Below are 16,936 nucleotides of genomic sequence, written 5' to 3'. Positions count from 1 at the left end.
GCGATTTTTTGGTATGATAAGCGGTTTATCTTATTGAATTTTTGGAATCGTATTTGTGATTTTGCGTCGCTATCTGACCAATCAAGTTGCCATCACCACCGCCTTAGTTGTCGGTTTTTTGGTGGTGATGCTGCTTGGCGGTCGTTTAATTCGCTATTTTGGCATGGCGGCAGAAGGCGGCTTGGATGTAGGCGTACTATTTAGTCTAATCGGCTATAATTTGCCATTTTTTCTTGAGTTGATTTTGCCTTTGTCGTTCTTTATCGCTTTGATGCTCGTGTTTGGACGGATGTATTCTGATCATGAGATGGCGGTGATTAATAGCAGTGGTATCAGTCGCGGGCGATTGGCACGGATGCTGTCGATGCTTGTGATCGTGATGATGCTGATCGAAGCAGCGATCACGCTATTTGCCAAGCCATGGGGCATGGAGCGCGCGACCAATATCTGGACTGAGCAGTCGATGACGCAGGTGTTCGACATCATTCAGCCCAAGCAGTTCATCAGTAGCGGCGATTATCATCTGTATGTCAATGAAATCGGCGCGCGCCGTGAGTCGCTGCATGATGTCATCGTCGTGCAGATGCCCAAGGACAAAACAAGCGCACCGATCGCTCACCAAGAGCTACAAGGCGATGACGCGGCTGCCTTACAGAATATTCCAGAGAATTATAAAAGCCAATACGATTCACTGATTTTCGCGCGCTCTGCCACCCAAGTCGCAAGCTCGGACGGCTCAATCCAGCTGGATCTGCACCAAGGTCGCCGCTATGAAGTCGATCCGCTGACACGCCGCTATAGCCAAATCGGCTTTGAACGCTATCGCATCACCATCGCAACAGGCGCGCTGCCTGATACCGAAGCGATGCGCATCGAAGGCATCGCCACGCCATCACTGATCGGCATGATCACAGGCGACATCAGCCGTGAGAATGTCAATGAAGCCTATGCTGAGCTTGGCTATCGGCTGAGTCTGCCGTGGATGATGCTGCTTGCGGTGATGATTGCGACACCACTGTCCTATGTGCGTCCGCGCCAAGGCAGATGGCTAAAGCTTGTGCCTGCTTTGTTCATTTACATTGCTTGTGTGATGGTGATTATTTCGCTCAAAGACACCGTGTCCAAAGGCAAAATCTCGGTCGCAATCTACCCTGTAGCGATCGTGCTGATGTTCGCTTTTGCACTGTATTTGAATTATCATGAACGCCTGATGGCAAGAATGCGCCTAAGTCGCCATACCAGTGAGAAGTTATCATGAAAGCTTGGCTATTACCCCGATATGTGATGCGTTCGGCGCTGCTTTCGATGACGGCGGCGGTGATTGGCTTGTGGCTTTTGCAGATTCTGTTTGCGTATTTGGCAGAGATTGAAGATGTCAGCGACACTTATACGCTGATGGATGCGATGACCTTTATTTATTATCGTGCGCCGTATTTTTTGACGCAGTTTTTGCCGACTGGGACGCTGCTTGGCGCGGTGGTGGGCTTGGGTTTGCTTGCCAATCACAGTGAGCTTGTGGTGATGCGTGCAGCAGGTTTGAGCATTTATCGCATCATCGGCTGGGTGATGATTCCTGCGATGTTGTTTGTGCTGATTTCGCTTGGCGTGGGGCAGTTTGTCGTGCCAAGTGCCAATCATCAAGCGTCTTTGGTGGGCAAAAACCAAACCGATCAGCGGCTGATCACCATCAATGGCTACTGGACGGTCAATCAGCATGACAAGACCGAAGACATCACCTACATCAGCTATGCTGATAGTGATGGCAAGCTCGGTGAAGTCAAGCGTTATCAGCGTATCGATGGCAATCTGACCACAGTGATGCGCGCCCAAAGCGGTGTGTATCAACCACAAGCCGATGCGGGCGGTCGCTATACTTGGCAGCTTAATAACATCAATCATCTGAGCATTCATCCAACAGGCGTCAGCCAAAGTCACAGCGATTATGCGACCTTATCTTTGCCGCTTGCGCCGATGGACATTTATCTACTCACGCGTGATCCTGAAGAGCTGTCGATGACTGATCTGTACGCGCATCGTCAGCTGATGAAAAGCCAAGGCACGCGCTCGCTTCGTCATGAAGTCACCTTTTGGCAAAAGCTGTTCATGCCGTTCTCGGTGCTGTCATTGGTACTGCTTGCATCGTCCTTTGTCTTTGGCTCATTGCGATCCCAAAGCTTAGGTCTGCGCATTGTCTTGGCATTATTAACAGGGCTATTGTTCAGTTATTTGACCGATTTGGTAGGCTTTATCGCGTTGGCGACTGGATTTTCGCCGATGTTGATGGCTTTTTTGCCCATTGTCATCAGTGCATTGGCAGGCGTGTATTTATTGAATAAGCGTTCTGGCTAAGAAGATAAGTTGTTTATTTGAAAATAAAGCAATCTTTTGGTATCAAGATTGCTTTTTTGTGGATGAGTTTTTTAAACCATTTTTTCAAACATTTTTAAAATCATCAAACCAGCTTTAACTGCTTAGCCGTTGCCATACAAGTCTGATAGCGTTTATCGACGCGTGTGGCGAACCAATTGGTATTATAATCTTGCGACAGTTTCGGCCCTGAGATGGTGACTTGTGGCATGATCGCATAGCTTGGGTTTTTGCCCATTTTTTTGGTGAACAGATCGCTGACGGCTTGATAAGTGCGCGTCTTTTCGAAATCTTGGCGTTTTTCTTTACGCAGATCGGCGCGGATTTGTCGCTCGCTTAAGCCTGATTGATTGGCGGTGAGTAGCTTGATCACTGCTTGTTCGGTGGTGGATTTTTGGCTGATGGCATCACCGTCTTTATACAGCAAAAGATCGCCATCGATGGCAAGCTTGATACCGCTCAAAGTCGCCACACGCTGCTGAAAGGCAGCATTGCGGCTAGAGTACATCCCAGAGTTGTAGTCGGCGAAGCGATACAAGGGCTTATCATAACTGGCTTGATACATCATCAAGCGATGAATACCGTAGTACAGACCACCGTATTGGGTGTACAAATCACTGCGCAAATCGCGATCGCTCATGCTCTGGCGGCGATGGTCGCGTGCGTAGTCGATATGCACCTGCATGGAGCCGAGCGTGGTCACGGGGTTGATGCGCTCATCGATGCCTTGACCGGATAGCTTGGTGATATTAGCGATGCCCGATACTTTATAAGTCTTTGTAAAATAATCAAAAATTTCTTGGTATAGTTCATCAAGCTGCTTCTCGGTTTTGACCGCTTGGATTTGTTTGATGAAGTTGTTTTGTTTGGTGGGGCGGGTTTCGAGCATATTGCGAAACACTGGCGCCAGATTTTTACCAAGCTTGTCTTCAAGCTTATCATCAATGGCGGATAAGGCAGCCTTACCAAGGTTGGGCACGCTAGGGTTGGCATGAAAGTTGGATTCTTGATCGATGATGGCGATGGCGGTGCAGACATTTTGGGTGCTTAACGGAATGTTAAGCTCGCCATAGATGCGAGCGATATCTGATGCCCAGCTGTCACGAGCGCTGACACGATGTGGGATGAGTTTGGCGATTTGTTTGTCGCTGAGTGCGCTGCTGTTGCTTGGGACGGCATTTTGGATAAAATCACAACCGCCTAGCAGAGTCATCACTGCAAGTGGTAGGGTTAGTTTTAGTGTGCGAATAAGAGGCTTGGTCATCGGTCATCACCACGGAAAGTCAGCGCCAATCGGCACAAGGTGATATATCTTAAGGGATGCAAAAAAAGCGGTCAAGACATCGGCACAAAATTTAACCAATGCGTAAGATTCTAAAGCTAGCAGTCGGCAGACGCCTTGCGATTGGGCATCTGCCAAGTTGTTTTGGTTATTTTGCCATCAGACATCTGTGACAGGGTGCTTTCGCATCAGACATTCTTGCTGAGTGCTGGCGACGAGATGACCGTTTTGCCAAAACTGACCATGATTGAGCCCTTTGGCATGGCTTGTGGTGTCGCTCCACATATCATAAAGCAAAAATTCTGTGACATCAAAGGGGCGATGAAAGTGCATGCTGTGATCGATACTCGCCATCTGCATACCGGGGGTGGTGAGTGTCAGTCCATGACCAAGTAGTGATGTCCCTGCCAAATAATAATCCGAAATGAATGCCAGTACTGCTTGATGAATGGCGACAGGTTGTTCGCCAAGCTTATACGCACGCACCCAAAACGCATGGCGGGGATAAGTTGGTGCCGGATTGATCGGATCTTGGGGATGGATTGGACGCATCTCAATCGGACGCTCACGCATGAAGCGAAGCTTGAGTGGCTCTGGCACCTTATCAACCAAAGTGTGTTTGAGTTGCTGCTCGGTCTGGAGTGTCTCGGGTGCAGGATAACTTGGCATCCGACCTTGGTACTCAAGACCACCTTCCATCGGCGAAAATGATGCAATCATCGAAAAAATCACTTGCTCTTTGGTCACCTTTTGACCATTTTTATCCAGTCCTTCGACATACTGCACAGCGATGACTTCACGAGCTGACAGGCTGCGGCCATCTCTCAGACGACGCACTTGATAAGTAATGGGCAGACGAATATCACCACCGCGCAAAAAATAGCCATGCAGACTATGGCAAGGCTTATCATACTCCAAGGTATACGCCGCTGATAACAGTGCCTGTGCCAACACCTGACCACCAAAGACACGCGGCCCAACAAAATCAATACTATCGCCCACAAAGGTATCATCGCCATCTTGACGCAGTTTAAGCACTTCTAGCAGTGCATCGATGCCAGTTTCAGGCAGGGTGGTATCGTTGAGATAGTTTTCATAAGCGGTTTTGGCAGCCATGACACATCCTTTATGCGAAATAAAAATCAATACAAATCAAAATTTAGCAAAAAGTATAGCATTTTTTGATCCAAAATCAGCCAAAAAACACAAAAAAATGTTAGAATGAAAAGTCATTTTGGTACAAACAAATCTAGCAGAGTCGTACGGATTGCCATCGATATCCGCAGTAGATTCATCGGATTGAATTATTTATCGCACAGTTTTGGTGACTTTTTATGTTCAAATTGCCCAATTGGTTGTCGTCGAAGATATCGACGGCTGACAAGCCTGCCGCAAGCAAACCGCCCAGCAACCAAACGCCGAGCTCCTATCGACAGCTATCCGCCAAAGGCCTATCCTTGGCGGTCAAACCGACGGTCATCGGCGAAACCCCTGTGCTTGATCCGACGATTCCGACCTTTTATGTGATCCGTACTTATTCTCGATCAAACAGCCTGCTTGTTGGGATGCAGACTGATGAACTTGGCTTACCATCGGCACTGGCCGAAGTGCGTGCCGATGGCATTCATGAGACTTCGGCGATGATTTTTTTGAAAGATCGTCGCTCGGACAGCACACGCCAGACGACGGTGCCACGATTGGAACGCTTGATTCAGGCGTGCTTGGCAAATCCTGAGCTCAAGGTGCAAGTCGTGCCTGTGACCATCTTGTGGGGGCGTGCGCCTGACAAGGAAGAATCACTGTTTCGCCTGATGATGGCGGATGAATGGGAATCACCGTCTAAGGCAAAACAGCTGTTTAATATCGGTGTGATGGGTCGTGATACCTTTGTGCGATTTAGCGAGCCTAAGGATTTGCAGTCACTTATCCATGACGCCAAAGCAGGCGTGGGCGATGATTTGACCACGACCATCGCCATGCGTCTAAAGGGCTATCTAGACAAACAGCGAACAAGCATCATCGGCCCTGACTTATCGGATAAGCGCAATATCGCCGGTACGATTTTGTCATCGCCTGTAGTGACCGCCGCTATCGAAAAGCACGCTACCGAGACCGGCAAATCCATCGCCGCCGTCAAAGCAGAAGCCCAAGGCTATCTTGGCGAAATCACAAGCGACTATTCACATTCGGTGGTGAGATTTTTTGACCATTTCTTAACTTGGCTATGGACGCGCCTGTATGATGGTGTCGAAGTGCGTCACTTTGAGCGTGTGCGTGCGCTTGCGCCTGATTATCAAATCGTCTATGTGCCCTGTCATCGTAGCCATATTGATTATCTATTATTATCTTATGTGATTTATAAGCGTGGCTTGCGTATTCCCCATATCGCTGCTGGTGAGAATCTCAACATCCCTGTGCTTGGTGAGCTGCTGCGTAGTGGCGGTGCGTTCTTTATGCGTCGTAGCTTTAAGGGCAATGCCTTGTACAGCACGGTGTTCAAAGAATATGTACACAGCCTGATGCAGCGCCAAGCACCGATTGAGTACTTTATCGAAGGGGGGCGTTCTCGCTCGGGTCGTCTGCTACCGCCAAAGCTTGGGATGTTGGCGATGACGGTCAATAGCCATCTGCGTGAGCCTGCCAAGCCTGTGGTCTTTATCCCGACTTATATCAGTTATGAGCGTATCATGGAAGGGGCGACTTATGTCGGCGAGCTCAAAGGCAAGCCAAAAGAAAGCGAGAGCTTATTAGGATTGCTAAAAACTGCCCGCAAGATTGAGCGAATTTTTGGTACGGTGCATTTGGCATTTGGTGAGCCGCTGTATCTCAATGATTTTATGGCAAAATTTGATGTCACCATCCAAGACGGTAGTGATGAGAATACCGCCAAGACGCACGCCATGGTACAAAACCTTGGTGTCAAAGTGATGCAAAACATCAACAAAGCCGCTGTGGTCAATCCTGTGTCATTGCTGGCATTGGTGCTGTTGTCCACACCCAATGCTGCACTTGATGAAGCGCAGTGCCTAGAGCAAATCAAGCTGTATCAGCACATCGCCCAAGCACTGCCTTATGATCCTGATACTCATGTTACCGATATGAGCCCAAAAGAGATCTTAGAATACGGCATTAAGCTTAAGCTCATCGAGCGCACACCGCATATCTTAGGTGATATGATCCGTGTGGCGGATAAGCAAGCACCGCTACTGAGTTATTTTAGAAATAATATCTTGCATGTGTTTATCATCGCAAGCTTCCTTGCGGCACTAGTGCAGCGAAATGGCCGTATCTACCGTGAGAAGCTTGAGAGCATCACCGAGCTTTTGTATCCATTTTTACAAAGTGAGCTGTTCCTAAAAACTGCCCTACGCAATATCGCCACCCAAGCCGAACGCGTGCTAAATCTGCTCATTGAGCGTGGCGTCATCGTCGATCTGGGTGATGGCGTGGTCGGTAGCCCCGAGGGCAACTCTGAAGCCTATCAACAGCTGATGGTACTGGCAAGCCCAGCGCAGCAAAGCCTTGAGCGCTATTTTATGGCGCTGACACTGCTGTCTGAGCAAGGCTCAAACCGCCTAAATACCGAGCAGGTGGTCAATCTGTGCTATGTGCTTGGTCAGCGTGTGTCAGTGCTACATGCTGATGATCTGCCAGATATGTTTGATAAGGCATTGTTCACAAGCTTTATCGATACGCTGGTGCGCGTCGGCTATGTCACCATCGATGGCAAGACGGGGCTGCTGACCTTCGATGAACGCATCGATAAGATCGCTGAGCATGCCAAGTTCGTCCTGCATCCTGATATGATGCAGCTACTACGCCACACGGCAAGCCTAAGCCATGATGAGATTGAGCTTGCGATGCAGGAGATTAAGAAGAAGCGGTGGCGGTAGGGTGGCGAAGGAATGTAGGCTTGGTAACTGTACTGGCATATACAAACCTGCTTGATTGAAGGAAATCCTATGGATACATGCTCTAAAGGTATGATAAATATTTTTTTATAAAGCTTGACGTGCTTAATAATAGGAAATAAAGTATAATACAAAATTATTTTATTTCTTTGCGGAAATTTTGGTTGAATATTGCGATAGGTGTTATATGCAAACCATTCCTTTTATGCGACCGACACTCCTAGGCGTTTTGGTTGCTATAATCTCTCAGCAAATGGCCTTTGCTAGTACACTACCGCCATCACAGGCAGGGTATGGCACGCAATGGTGGCTAAATAATCCCTCTGTTTCTCAAAGCCAAACACATTTATCTTTACTTAGAACCAATGAGTCTTTAGGAGTTGATTTAGCTCGAGCTGAAGGCTTAGATGGCACGGGTGTTAAGGTTGCAGTTTTAGACACAGGGATTAATGATCGTAAGAATTTTGGAGGTGTTGTAGATTCGACTTTTGGAACTGGTGTTTCAAGCGATTTACACGGTGATTATGTTGCTACAGTGATTGCTGATAAAAATGAAGGTATTGCCTCTAGAGCAACCCTTATTGATGCAAGATATTATCGTCCAGATGCTCTAAATGATCCCAGTGTTATTGATGCCAGTCTGCTTGAAGCTTCAAAACAGGCTGATATTATCAGTTTTTCCCGAGGGTATATCTATTCTGAGGCAGTTGACACGCCAGAAAACCGCAGAAGAATTGAACCTGTGGTAAAGGCACTGGAGAGTGCTATTATAGAAAATGGTTCACTGATTATTGAGTCTACTGCAAATGATAAATTTCCAAACCCAAAGCTTGACGCCCTAGCAATGGTGGTTAATCCTGAGCTCAAGCAAGGTTGGATATCTGTGACTGCTTATAACTCTCAAAATGACAAGACTTTGGCGAGTTATGCAAATGCTTGTGGCATGGCAGCCGACTTTTGTATGGCTGCACCAGGCACATATTTAGCACCAACGAAAAACGGGACCTGGACATATATTGGTACCTCGTTTGCTGTACCAAGAGTTTCGGGTGCAGCCGCCTTATTAAAGCAAAAATATCCTTGGGCAAGCAATGATGTGCTTAGAACTATCTTGTTGACTACAGCCGATGATTTGGGTGATAGATCAAAATATGGCTGGGGGGCGATTAATGTTGCCAGCGCCATTAAAGGCATGAAACAATTACCTTTTGGTGAATTAGAAACAAATGTCACTGAAGGTGTTTATAGCTTTAGCAATAACATTTCTGGCACAGGTAGTTTAAAAAAGACAGGCGTAGGCACATTAAATCTTGATGGTACGAATACTTTTGCCGGAGGTATAAAAATTGATGAAGGCGTATTAAATATCAACAAACAGTATACAGGTAATGTAATCATTAATAATACTGGCGAGCTAGGTGGTGTTGGTAGTGCGTCTAATGTTTTCGTCCAAAGTGGAAGTATAAATTTACGAAATGGACTAAAGGTGGGGGACCTAACTTTATCAGATAAGGCAGTAACCAAGCTTGCAGCAAATCAAAATGTTTATATATCAGGCGATGCGCAGCTGGCTGGGGTGGTTGATATCGATAATCTTGATGCGATAATCGCTCAGGAGATTCCTAGTAAAGTCGAGACGTTGCTTCACATCGGAGGTGTGCAAACTGGCAATTTCAACAATATTGTGGCACCTTTGATGTACTCATCTAATATAGATTATCAAAAAAATCTTGTTGGCATTACGATTACTAGAAATCCAGCACAAGAAGTGATCAAAGGTTTTGATGTTAGTTCAGATGCACTAAATGTCATAAACAATGGCGCAGCAAAATTAGACTCGATTGTTGGCTTAGATGAAAAACATAATGATTCATTAAATAGAAATTTAAGTGCAATTTATAACTCCTATAATTCGACAGAACTGGGTAAAAGTTTGTATAGTTTGGGAGGGGGGATATATCAAAATTCTCTAAATGCAGCAATTTTAGAAACGGCAAATATTCACAGAGCGGCAAGTAAAGCATTGCGCGATTTGGGTGCTTCTTACCAACTAAAAAACGAAGATGGTTCAGGAATTTTTGTCCAAACTGAATTCTTTGACAGTCAAATGAAGCCAAGCCATGATTTAAAAGCTGACAATAGTGGCCATCAAGTGGTGCTAGGAGCTTTTTTCCCATTAGATTATGCCACTGTCGGATTGGTCATGGGTAAAAATCAACAAAAATGGTCAGAATATTTTAAGGGGCTGTAGTAGATTAGCACTTATGCTATACTACAAACATGAAGATAACTCGTTGTAAATTAAGTAAAAAAGTTCAAATAAAACTGCTTGAATTTTTTGTTGCACAAGTTACTGCTAGAACAGCAAGTGATTTGCTTGGCATTCAGCACAATTCAGCAGCTTTATTTTACCGCAAAATCAGACTTGTGATAGAATATAATCTCAACCTTGAAGCTCACACTTTGTTTGATGGTGAAGTAGAGCTTGATGAAAGCTACTTCGGTGGCATTCGCAAAGGTAAGCGAGGTCGTGGCGCTGGTGGTAAAACAGCTGTATTTGGTCTTTTGAAGCGTAATGGCAAGGTTTATACTGTTGTGGTAAAAGATACCAAGCAAAGCACCTTAATGCCTATCATCTCAAGCAAAATCAAGCCAGATAGCATCGTTTACACAGATAGTTACAGAAGCTATAATGCTCTTGATGTGAGTGAGTTTAAACACTTTCGCATCAATCATTCCAAAGAGTTTGTCAAAGACCACAACCACATCAACGGCATTGAAAATTTCTGGTCTCAAGCTAAACGAGTACTTAGAAAATACAATGGCATTGACAAGAAAAACTTCCATCTTTTTATCAAAGAATGTGAGTTTAGATTTAACTACAGTACACCATCTAATCAGCTTAAAATATTGAGAAAATGGTGTGGGATTTAGACCTTATCTACTACAGCCCCTATTTTAATAATGAATATATGGGGGCTTCTGAGATTGACAGCAATGGATTTGGTCTGCATGCAACAACAGATGTGGGGCCAACTACCGTTGGTGCATATCTTGGTGGCTATAATATCAAAAATACAGTCAATAGACAGATTGATACAGTAAGTGAAATTAGCAATGCCCATGCGATACAAAAAGCACAGCTGCTACAAATGGGTGTATCAGCAGGTATTGAGCATAAATTGAAATATGGATTGGTTGGTCTTGATGTAGGTGGTCAGATTGAACATCTAAAAACAAAATCATTTGAAGAGTCTAACAATCCGTTGGGATTGAGTGAAGACGACAGTAATGATAGCTTTGGCATGGTATATGCAAATGGTAGATTTAAGCTACCAATCGCTTATAATAAGCCCCACTTCATACAAGGCGAGCTTGGAGTGCAACATGATCTTAAACAACGCAACACGATGAATACATCCTGGGATGTTCCTCGCACAAGAGGGTTGATTGGTGCAGATTTTAAATTTGAGATCACAGAGGGTATTTATGCCGCAATCGGTGTGAAACATAATTTTTCCAGTACGCACAAGAGTACCAGCGGGCTTCTTGAGGTCAATATGCAGTTTTAGAAATGACTTTGATGGCGATATTTTGAGCGTTAATTGGAGTATTGACTAATATATGGGACAGCCTATTTTATGAAAAGTAACTATCATTAAATTTGATATCTTAACATGGTTGTATAACCCAGAATGCTGTGAAACCTAAATTAGGTTTAAATTTTATTGGTAAATAAATATGAGTCTAAAAAATCTATTTAAAAATGGCTGGGGTCTTAAATCGGCAGAAAGTGCAAGCAGTAAGCCTTACAAAGATCTCGTTGTAATGGGTTCTTCATCTACAGAGTTGTTTGATTACATTTTTGGTGATAACCCTCAGTATCATCCCTTTTGGGCAAGTGGTTGGAATGCACGTTCTGCAAACCGTGAACCATATATTACTTATACAACAGAGATCTTAAAAGATATTAGTCGTGATGCCATCATTTTTCTAAATTTTGGCAATTCTGACATAGATTTTATTTTGCGTTATAAAATGAACGATCCTAATTTCAATAATAGATTTGATATTTTTGTAGATGAAATTGTAGTGGGATTGATTTACTTTAAAGAATTGCTAGTTTCGATGGGTTTTAAGCACGACAATATTTATGCTGTTTTTGCCAATCCGCCAGTGCAGCTGCCTATTAGCTACTGGATTAATATGGATAAGCATAAGCCTGCCTTGATTCATACAAGGGGATTAATGCATAAATTAATGATTGATAAATGCAAGTCATCCATGAGAGTTATTGATGTGACTCCTCAATTATCCAACCCGCTTGTAGACTACCCGGTTTTGGATGTCAAATTCATGAGAGATGGTGTACAAGACCACCATCAAGACTATGTCAAAACACAGCAAATTGTTTGGGATGCTATTCGTCAGGAGGAAATCGAAGGGCTTATTCCTCCCCGTAATACATTCCATAAAGACTTATACCCCCATACATTTGCCTTTATTGGCAATTTGATGGAGGAAAATAAGGTTAGACAGCGTACATGTCGTTAAAATTTATTATTGGGAAAAGGTTATGGATGTTGTAATTACAGACAAATTTCTTGAAGTGATTTATAGAAAAAAAATTGCCATTACAAGCGCTACTACAGGTAAAAGTGTTTTTTTTCCAGTGGGCAATAAAATTGAGCAGTACGCAGGAATCTATGATTCGAGAAATCTAATCACTGCAGGAGCGTTTAGTTTCTCACATTCTTCTGTTTTAGATCCAAGATTAGTTAAGATCGGTCGATATTGTACAATTGAAAGTGATGTTAAAATTGCTCATACTAACAGCCCCATGCATTTTTTGACCACCAATCCAATTCTGTATGCACCGTCTGAGATTCAGAAAATTGATTACCAGCAGGAAGATAACATTATCTCATATCAAAAAGCAAAGCAGCTTGTAGAAATTGAACACGATGTATTGATTGAGCAGAATAGTGTTCTGATTGCAGGCGTAAAACTGCACACAGGTGCTGTTGTTAAGGCGGGCAGCGTTGTTTGTGAAGATGTGCCCCCTTATGCAATCGTACAGGGCAATCCAGCCAAAATCATTGCCATGCGCTTTGATAACGATACGATTACAAGACTTCTGGATAGCGAATGGTGGCACTACAATATCTATGACTTAGCCTATCTCAATGTTACTAACACTCCCAATTTTTTGGATAGGCTTGATCAAAATAAGCAGCATTTGAGCAAAATTACCACTCAAGTATTAGAATGGGATGAGATGGTTATCAATAGCCTTGAGCCTGCCGATAAGGATGCGCGCAAAGATTATTACAATCGTTTGGCGTGGCATTTTGAACAAAATAATGATTGGTTGATGGGCGAAGATTTAAGACAGCGTGCAGCACTGTAATTGAATGTTTTGTATTTAAGTGAGTTATGTGATGGATATTAACAATATTAAGCAATTGATTGATGTTGGCTATCAGGCTTTTGGACAAAAAAACTATGAACAAGCAATCAAGGCCTGGCAACCTATTATTAATTTTTGTCAAAATAAAAACTTAGATGACTTGTTGAGCGTTTACTTAGACTTAGGTAAATGTTATTACCGCACTCATGAATATAAGAAAGCAAAACAGGTTATTGATCAAGGCTTGGCAAAATTTCCTGCTGATGTTAATTTATTAAAACTTCAGGGTTTTAACGATGAAAAAACGGGTGAATATAAGTCAGCAATTATTGCTTGGCAAAAGGTGTTGCGACAGCACCCAGATCATGTCGAAGCTCAGCAACATATTCGTGATATAACAAAAATCATAGAAAGAAAAAAACTAAAAGAACAAGAACTATCCCGTCAAAATGAGATTTCTGAAGAGCTGCAAGAGTTTCTGAACCAGGTTGATGTTGCTATGCAAACAGAGTCATCAGAAGTTATTGATCATAATCTTCAATTTGCTTTGTCTGAAGTGGCGAATAATTACCAACTATTATTAAGATATGCACAAAATGCTCAGAATGCAGATATTAAATTGCAGAGATTTGCTACGCTGTTGCACTTATATCCACATTCTGATGAGGCATTATTCGGCGCTTTAGAAACAGCGGAGTCCATAGGCGAGTTCGATCGTGCAAAAAAAATGTGGCATACATTTTGTGAGCAAAATGAAGGAATTGATTTTTCATTATATGAAAAATATGCCGAACATACCGAAAAAAGTGCACCAAGAGAATCATTTTTTAGATGGCTGGATATACATCGACAATTTCCACTATATAGTAAAGCTGCAGAAAAGCTGAAAACTTTGGGTGGTGAGCTTGACCTTGTAAGAAATACTGACCTAAAGATTTCAAATCACGCACAAATAATAAGTCTGCAGCATAAAATCAATCAGTTGTTCGTATCAGGCAAGAGTGCATTTTACGCTAATAATTATTTAGATTCTAATCGGATATGGCAACAAGCTGTTGATATGGCTGAAGATAAATCATTAATCCCTGAAGATTTATACTTGGGTCTGGGTAAAAGCTACATCCGTAGCGGAGAACTGGATTTAGCTAAAAAAATAGTCTTGCTAGCCATGGATATATATCCAAATCAATATAATATTCACTTTCTATTACCTTTTATCGCCAAAAAAGAAAAAGATTTGCATACAGCAGAACTATTGTGGACAGAATTAACTCAAAAATTCCCCAAGGAAATGTCGGCAAAAATCGAACTTGCCCAAAATTATCAACAATTGAATGAATTAGCAAAAGCAAAGAAGGCTTATCAGGACGCAATTCATGTCAATAATAATTATTTTGATGCTTATCTTGGCCTGGCTCGCGTCATGATGAAGCAGGGTGACCATCAAGGCAGTCTTGAGGCATGGCTTGAAGTCAAAGATAAGTGGCCAGATAAGATTAATGGTCATCTGGGTGCAGCGATTTGCCATAAAAATTTGTCTGAATATGAAAAAGCTTTTCAGACTATTGAGCAAGCTTTTGGAATTTTCCCAAGTAATGTGCAGTTGCTTGATGAATTGGTAGATGTAATTTATCGTAGTCAAGATTATCAAAAAGGGTATGATAAACTTGAAAAATTGGTATTTGATAACACTGAAGTGTTGGAGTATCAAAAAGCCCGTTTATTGGTTAAGCTTAAAAAATTTGATGAGGCAGAGCAAAAGTTCAAAGCTGTTATTGAACAATATCCAAACTTTGCAAGAGTTTATTTGGGTTTTGCTGACCTTTATACAGGGCAACGTAAAGAAAAAGAAGCAGTTGATATTTTAAAACAGGGTTATAATAGATTTCAAAAAAATGAATTAATTATAGCACGCTTGATAGATGCGTTGGTGGCTTATGGAGAAAAAGAAGAAGCTTATCGTATTTATACCATATTACCACATAATGATACTGCTAAAAATTTATTTAAATATAGAAATCTGATTAATCAGTTTAGCGATAAAAAGGTTAATCTAGAGAAATTGTATCAATTATATCCTGATAATGTTGATATTGCAGTTAAAGTAGCTAACATTAAGTTGGATTCCTATAATAAAGAGGTCCAAAATCAGGGAATTGATATCTTATATAAGATTAAACAAGATAATCCCAATCTTAAATGGATAAAAAATACTATTGTTATGGGGTTATTAAAATGTAATCGTGAAGATGAAGCATTACAAGTTGCTAAAACTATTCCTAAAACTCAAAATGACCCCGATACATTAAAAGTATTGGCATGGCTTGCACAAAAAGAAGGTGAGTTTGATAAATCAAAAGATATTTGGCAGGAAATTATTAACAAAAAACATATCTTGAGTGTGAATGGTAATATTGGTGATTTGACCTATAAAGGTGATAAAGAAATTATTGTCGAAAAAGATGATATTTTAATGTTTAGTACCATGTTTAATGAAATGATACATATTCCATTTTTGTTGGATTATTATCGTAAACTTGGTGTAAATAAATTTTTTATTACGGATAATAATTCAACCGATGAGACAGCAGAATATCTATTAGCACAACCTGATGTTTATTATTTTTGGGCAAGTTCTAGCTATAAAGAAGCAGGCGATGGCATGGCTTGGAGTAACTATCTAATGGATAAATATGCTCAGGGAAATTGGTGTGTGGTCATTGATGCGGATGAATATTTGGTTTATCCAAATATTGAAAATAAAAAGTTACCAGAGTTGACCAAATATCTTGATGAACATGGCTATGAAGCTTTAGCTTCATTTATGTTAGCAATGTATCCTGAAGATGTGGAACATCAATTAGCTATAAAATCTAGTGATAACTTGATTGAGAAATCTCCTTATTTTTGTAATTATTATCATTTTAGGGGTGATGTACATTGTCCTTATATTCATGTATCGGGAGGTTTTTACTATAAGAAAAATGGACAGACAACCTGGTGTACAAAAACACCTTTGATTAAGAGAAAGAAAGGGGTAAAACATATTGCCTCTAACCATTTAATTACTTCTGCAAAAGTGGCTGATATCACTTCTTGTTTGTTGCACTTAAAACTAGTTGGTGATTTTGAGAAAAAAGCGAAAGCAAATATTGAAAGAAAGGAACACTCTGGTGGTGGTGATGCCTATAAAGAATACATTCGGTTATCTGTTGAAACAGGTAAGTTTACCGATGTTGAAGGTACTACCAAATATGACAATAGCCAGCAGTTAGTCGAATTGGGGCTGATTAAAAACCCAAGAGGATTCTAAATGAAAGCTGTGTTAATCGAGTTTCATCAAGCATTTGCTGATCGAGATTATGATAAGGTGGTTAAATGCGGCGAAGGCATTGATATTGCTGATATACATCAAAGTGATGAGCGTCGCCGCGTGATTCACCGCTTGGCAATCGCCTACCAAGAAATAGGTGCTAGTAATAATTCTCTGGACTTGTATCGAAGATTGGTTAGAGATTATCCAGACTTTCAGGCAGGTTGGGAGTTTTTTGCTCAATTTTTTGAAAAGCAAAAAGATTATGAATCCGCCCTGGCTCATTGGGAAGAAGTTGCTGACAAATTCCCAAAATCAACCCTTGCTTATTGGTCAATCGGAAATATCTATAAAAATAATCTAAAAGATTATGATAAAGCCATTGAAATGTATCAAAAGCAAATTGAGAGATTCCCTGAAAGACAGAGTGGCTATCAAGGTGTTGCAGAAAGCTTGCAGGATGCAACAAGATATAATGAAGCTTTGACAGCATGGAATCTTGTTAAGAAAAAATTTCCCAAAGAACCTAAAAGCTATTGGGCGATTGGACATATTTATAAAGACTTACAACAGTTTGAGAAGGCTGAAAGTTATTTTAAGCTACTAATTGAGAATTTTCCGCAGAGAGAGCGGATATTGGAGTTTGGCTAGGC

The 16,936-nt window shown here is 41.9% G+C and carries 12 protein-coding genes; 10 read left to right on the top strand and 2 right to left on the bottom strand.

The window, feature by feature from the left end; all coding sequences use genetic code 11:
- The first annotated feature begins 55 nt into the window (after positions 1-55).
- Positions 56-1,258 (top strand): LPS export ABC transporter permease LptF, encoded by a 1,203-nt coding sequence (lptF, locus tag NKU06_RS04180; protein WP_254728958.1) that lies wholly within the window; start codon positions 56-58, stop codon positions 1,256-1,258.
- Positions 1,255-2,349: an LPS export ABC transporter permease LptG gene (lptG, locus tag NKU06_RS04175; protein ID WP_253222783.1), complete on the top strand. Its 1,095-nt coding sequence runs from the start codon at positions 1,255-1,257 to the stop codon at positions 2,347-2,349. The genes lptF and lptG overlap by 4 nt, the downstream gene beginning before the upstream one ends.
- 103 nt (positions 2,350-2,452) lie before the next feature.
- On the opposite strand, the gene NKU06_RS04170 is transcribed toward lptG, so the two are convergent.
- A complete protein-coding gene (locus NKU06_RS04170) occupies positions 2,453-3,631 on the bottom strand; it encodes a DUF1615 domain-containing protein (protein ID WP_254728955.1) in 1,179 nt (392 codons plus the stop codon).
- A gap of 177 nt (positions 3,632-3,808) precedes the next feature.
- The gene (locus NKU06_RS04165) at positions 3,809-4,765 is read right to left on the bottom strand and encodes an acyl-CoA thioesterase II (protein WP_254728952.1); all 957 of its coding nucleotides are present in this window, start codon (positions 4,763-4,765) and stop codon (positions 3,809-3,811) included.
- A gap of 218 nt (positions 4,766-4,983) precedes the next feature.
- Here NKU06_RS04165 and plsB point away from each other — a divergent pair, with 218 nt between their 5' ends.
- The 8 genes from plsB to NKU06_RS04125 all read left to right on the top strand — a co-directional run bounded on the left by plsB (position 4,984) and on the right by NKU06_RS04125 (position 16,934).
- Positions 4,984-7,542, top strand: coding sequence for a glycerol-3-phosphate 1-O-acyltransferase PlsB (gene plsB / locus NKU06_RS04160; RefSeq protein WP_254728949.1), 2,559 nt, complete (start codon positions 4,984-4,986; stop codon positions 7,540-7,542).
- A 205-nt stretch (positions 7,543-7,747) separates the two neighbouring features.
- Positions 7,748-9,811 carry a S8 family peptidase gene (locus NKU06_RS04155; RefSeq protein WP_254728948.1) on the top strand — a complete coding sequence of 688 codons (2,064 nt, stop codon included), beginning with the start codon at positions 7,748-7,750 and terminating at the stop codon, positions 9,809-9,811.
- A gap of 29 nt (positions 9,812-9,840) precedes the next feature.
- Positions 9,841-10,494: an IS1595 family transposase gene (locus tag NKU06_RS04150; protein WP_254728721.1), complete on the top strand. Its 654-nt coding sequence runs from the start codon at positions 9,841-9,843 to the stop codon at positions 10,492-10,494.
- Complete coding sequence (locus NKU06_RS04145; RefSeq protein ID WP_254728945.1) at positions 10,482-11,132, top strand: autotransporter outer membrane beta-barrel domain-containing protein; 651 nt, start codon at positions 10,482-10,484, stop codon at positions 11,130-11,132. Before NKU06_RS04150 ends, NKU06_RS04145 begins: the two co-directional genes overlap by 13 nt.
- Before the next feature lie 169 nt (positions 11,133-11,301).
- A complete protein-coding gene (locus NKU06_RS04140; protein ID WP_254728944.1) occupies positions 11,302-12,114 on the top strand; it encodes a hypothetical protein in 813 nt (270 codons plus the stop codon).
- A 22-nt stretch (positions 12,115-12,136) separates the two neighbouring features.
- Entirely contained in the window at positions 12,137-12,970 is an 834-nt protein-coding gene (locus tag NKU06_RS04135; protein ID WP_254728940.1) for a CatB-related O-acetyltransferase, read from the top strand.
- Positions 12,971-13,001: 31 nt separating this feature from the next.
- Positions 13,002-16,283: a tetratricopeptide repeat protein gene (locus NKU06_RS04130; protein ID WP_254732142.1), complete on the top strand. Its 3,282-nt coding sequence runs from the start codon at positions 13,002-13,004 to the stop codon at positions 16,281-16,283.
- Positions 16,284-16,934 (top strand): tetratricopeptide repeat protein, encoded by a 651-nt coding sequence (locus NKU06_RS04125; protein ID WP_254728937.1) that lies wholly within the window; start codon positions 16,284-16,286, stop codon positions 16,932-16,934. It abuts the gene before it with no gap.
- Positions 16,935-16,936: the final 2 nt, after the last annotated feature.

Origin of the sequence: Moraxella sp. FZLJ2109 (assembly GCF_024296965.1) — a bacterium.
Classification (GTDB): Bacteria; Pseudomonadota; Gammaproteobacteria; order Pseudomonadales; family Moraxellaceae; genus Moraxella.
This window is presented reverse-complemented; position numbering and strand designations above follow the sequence as displayed.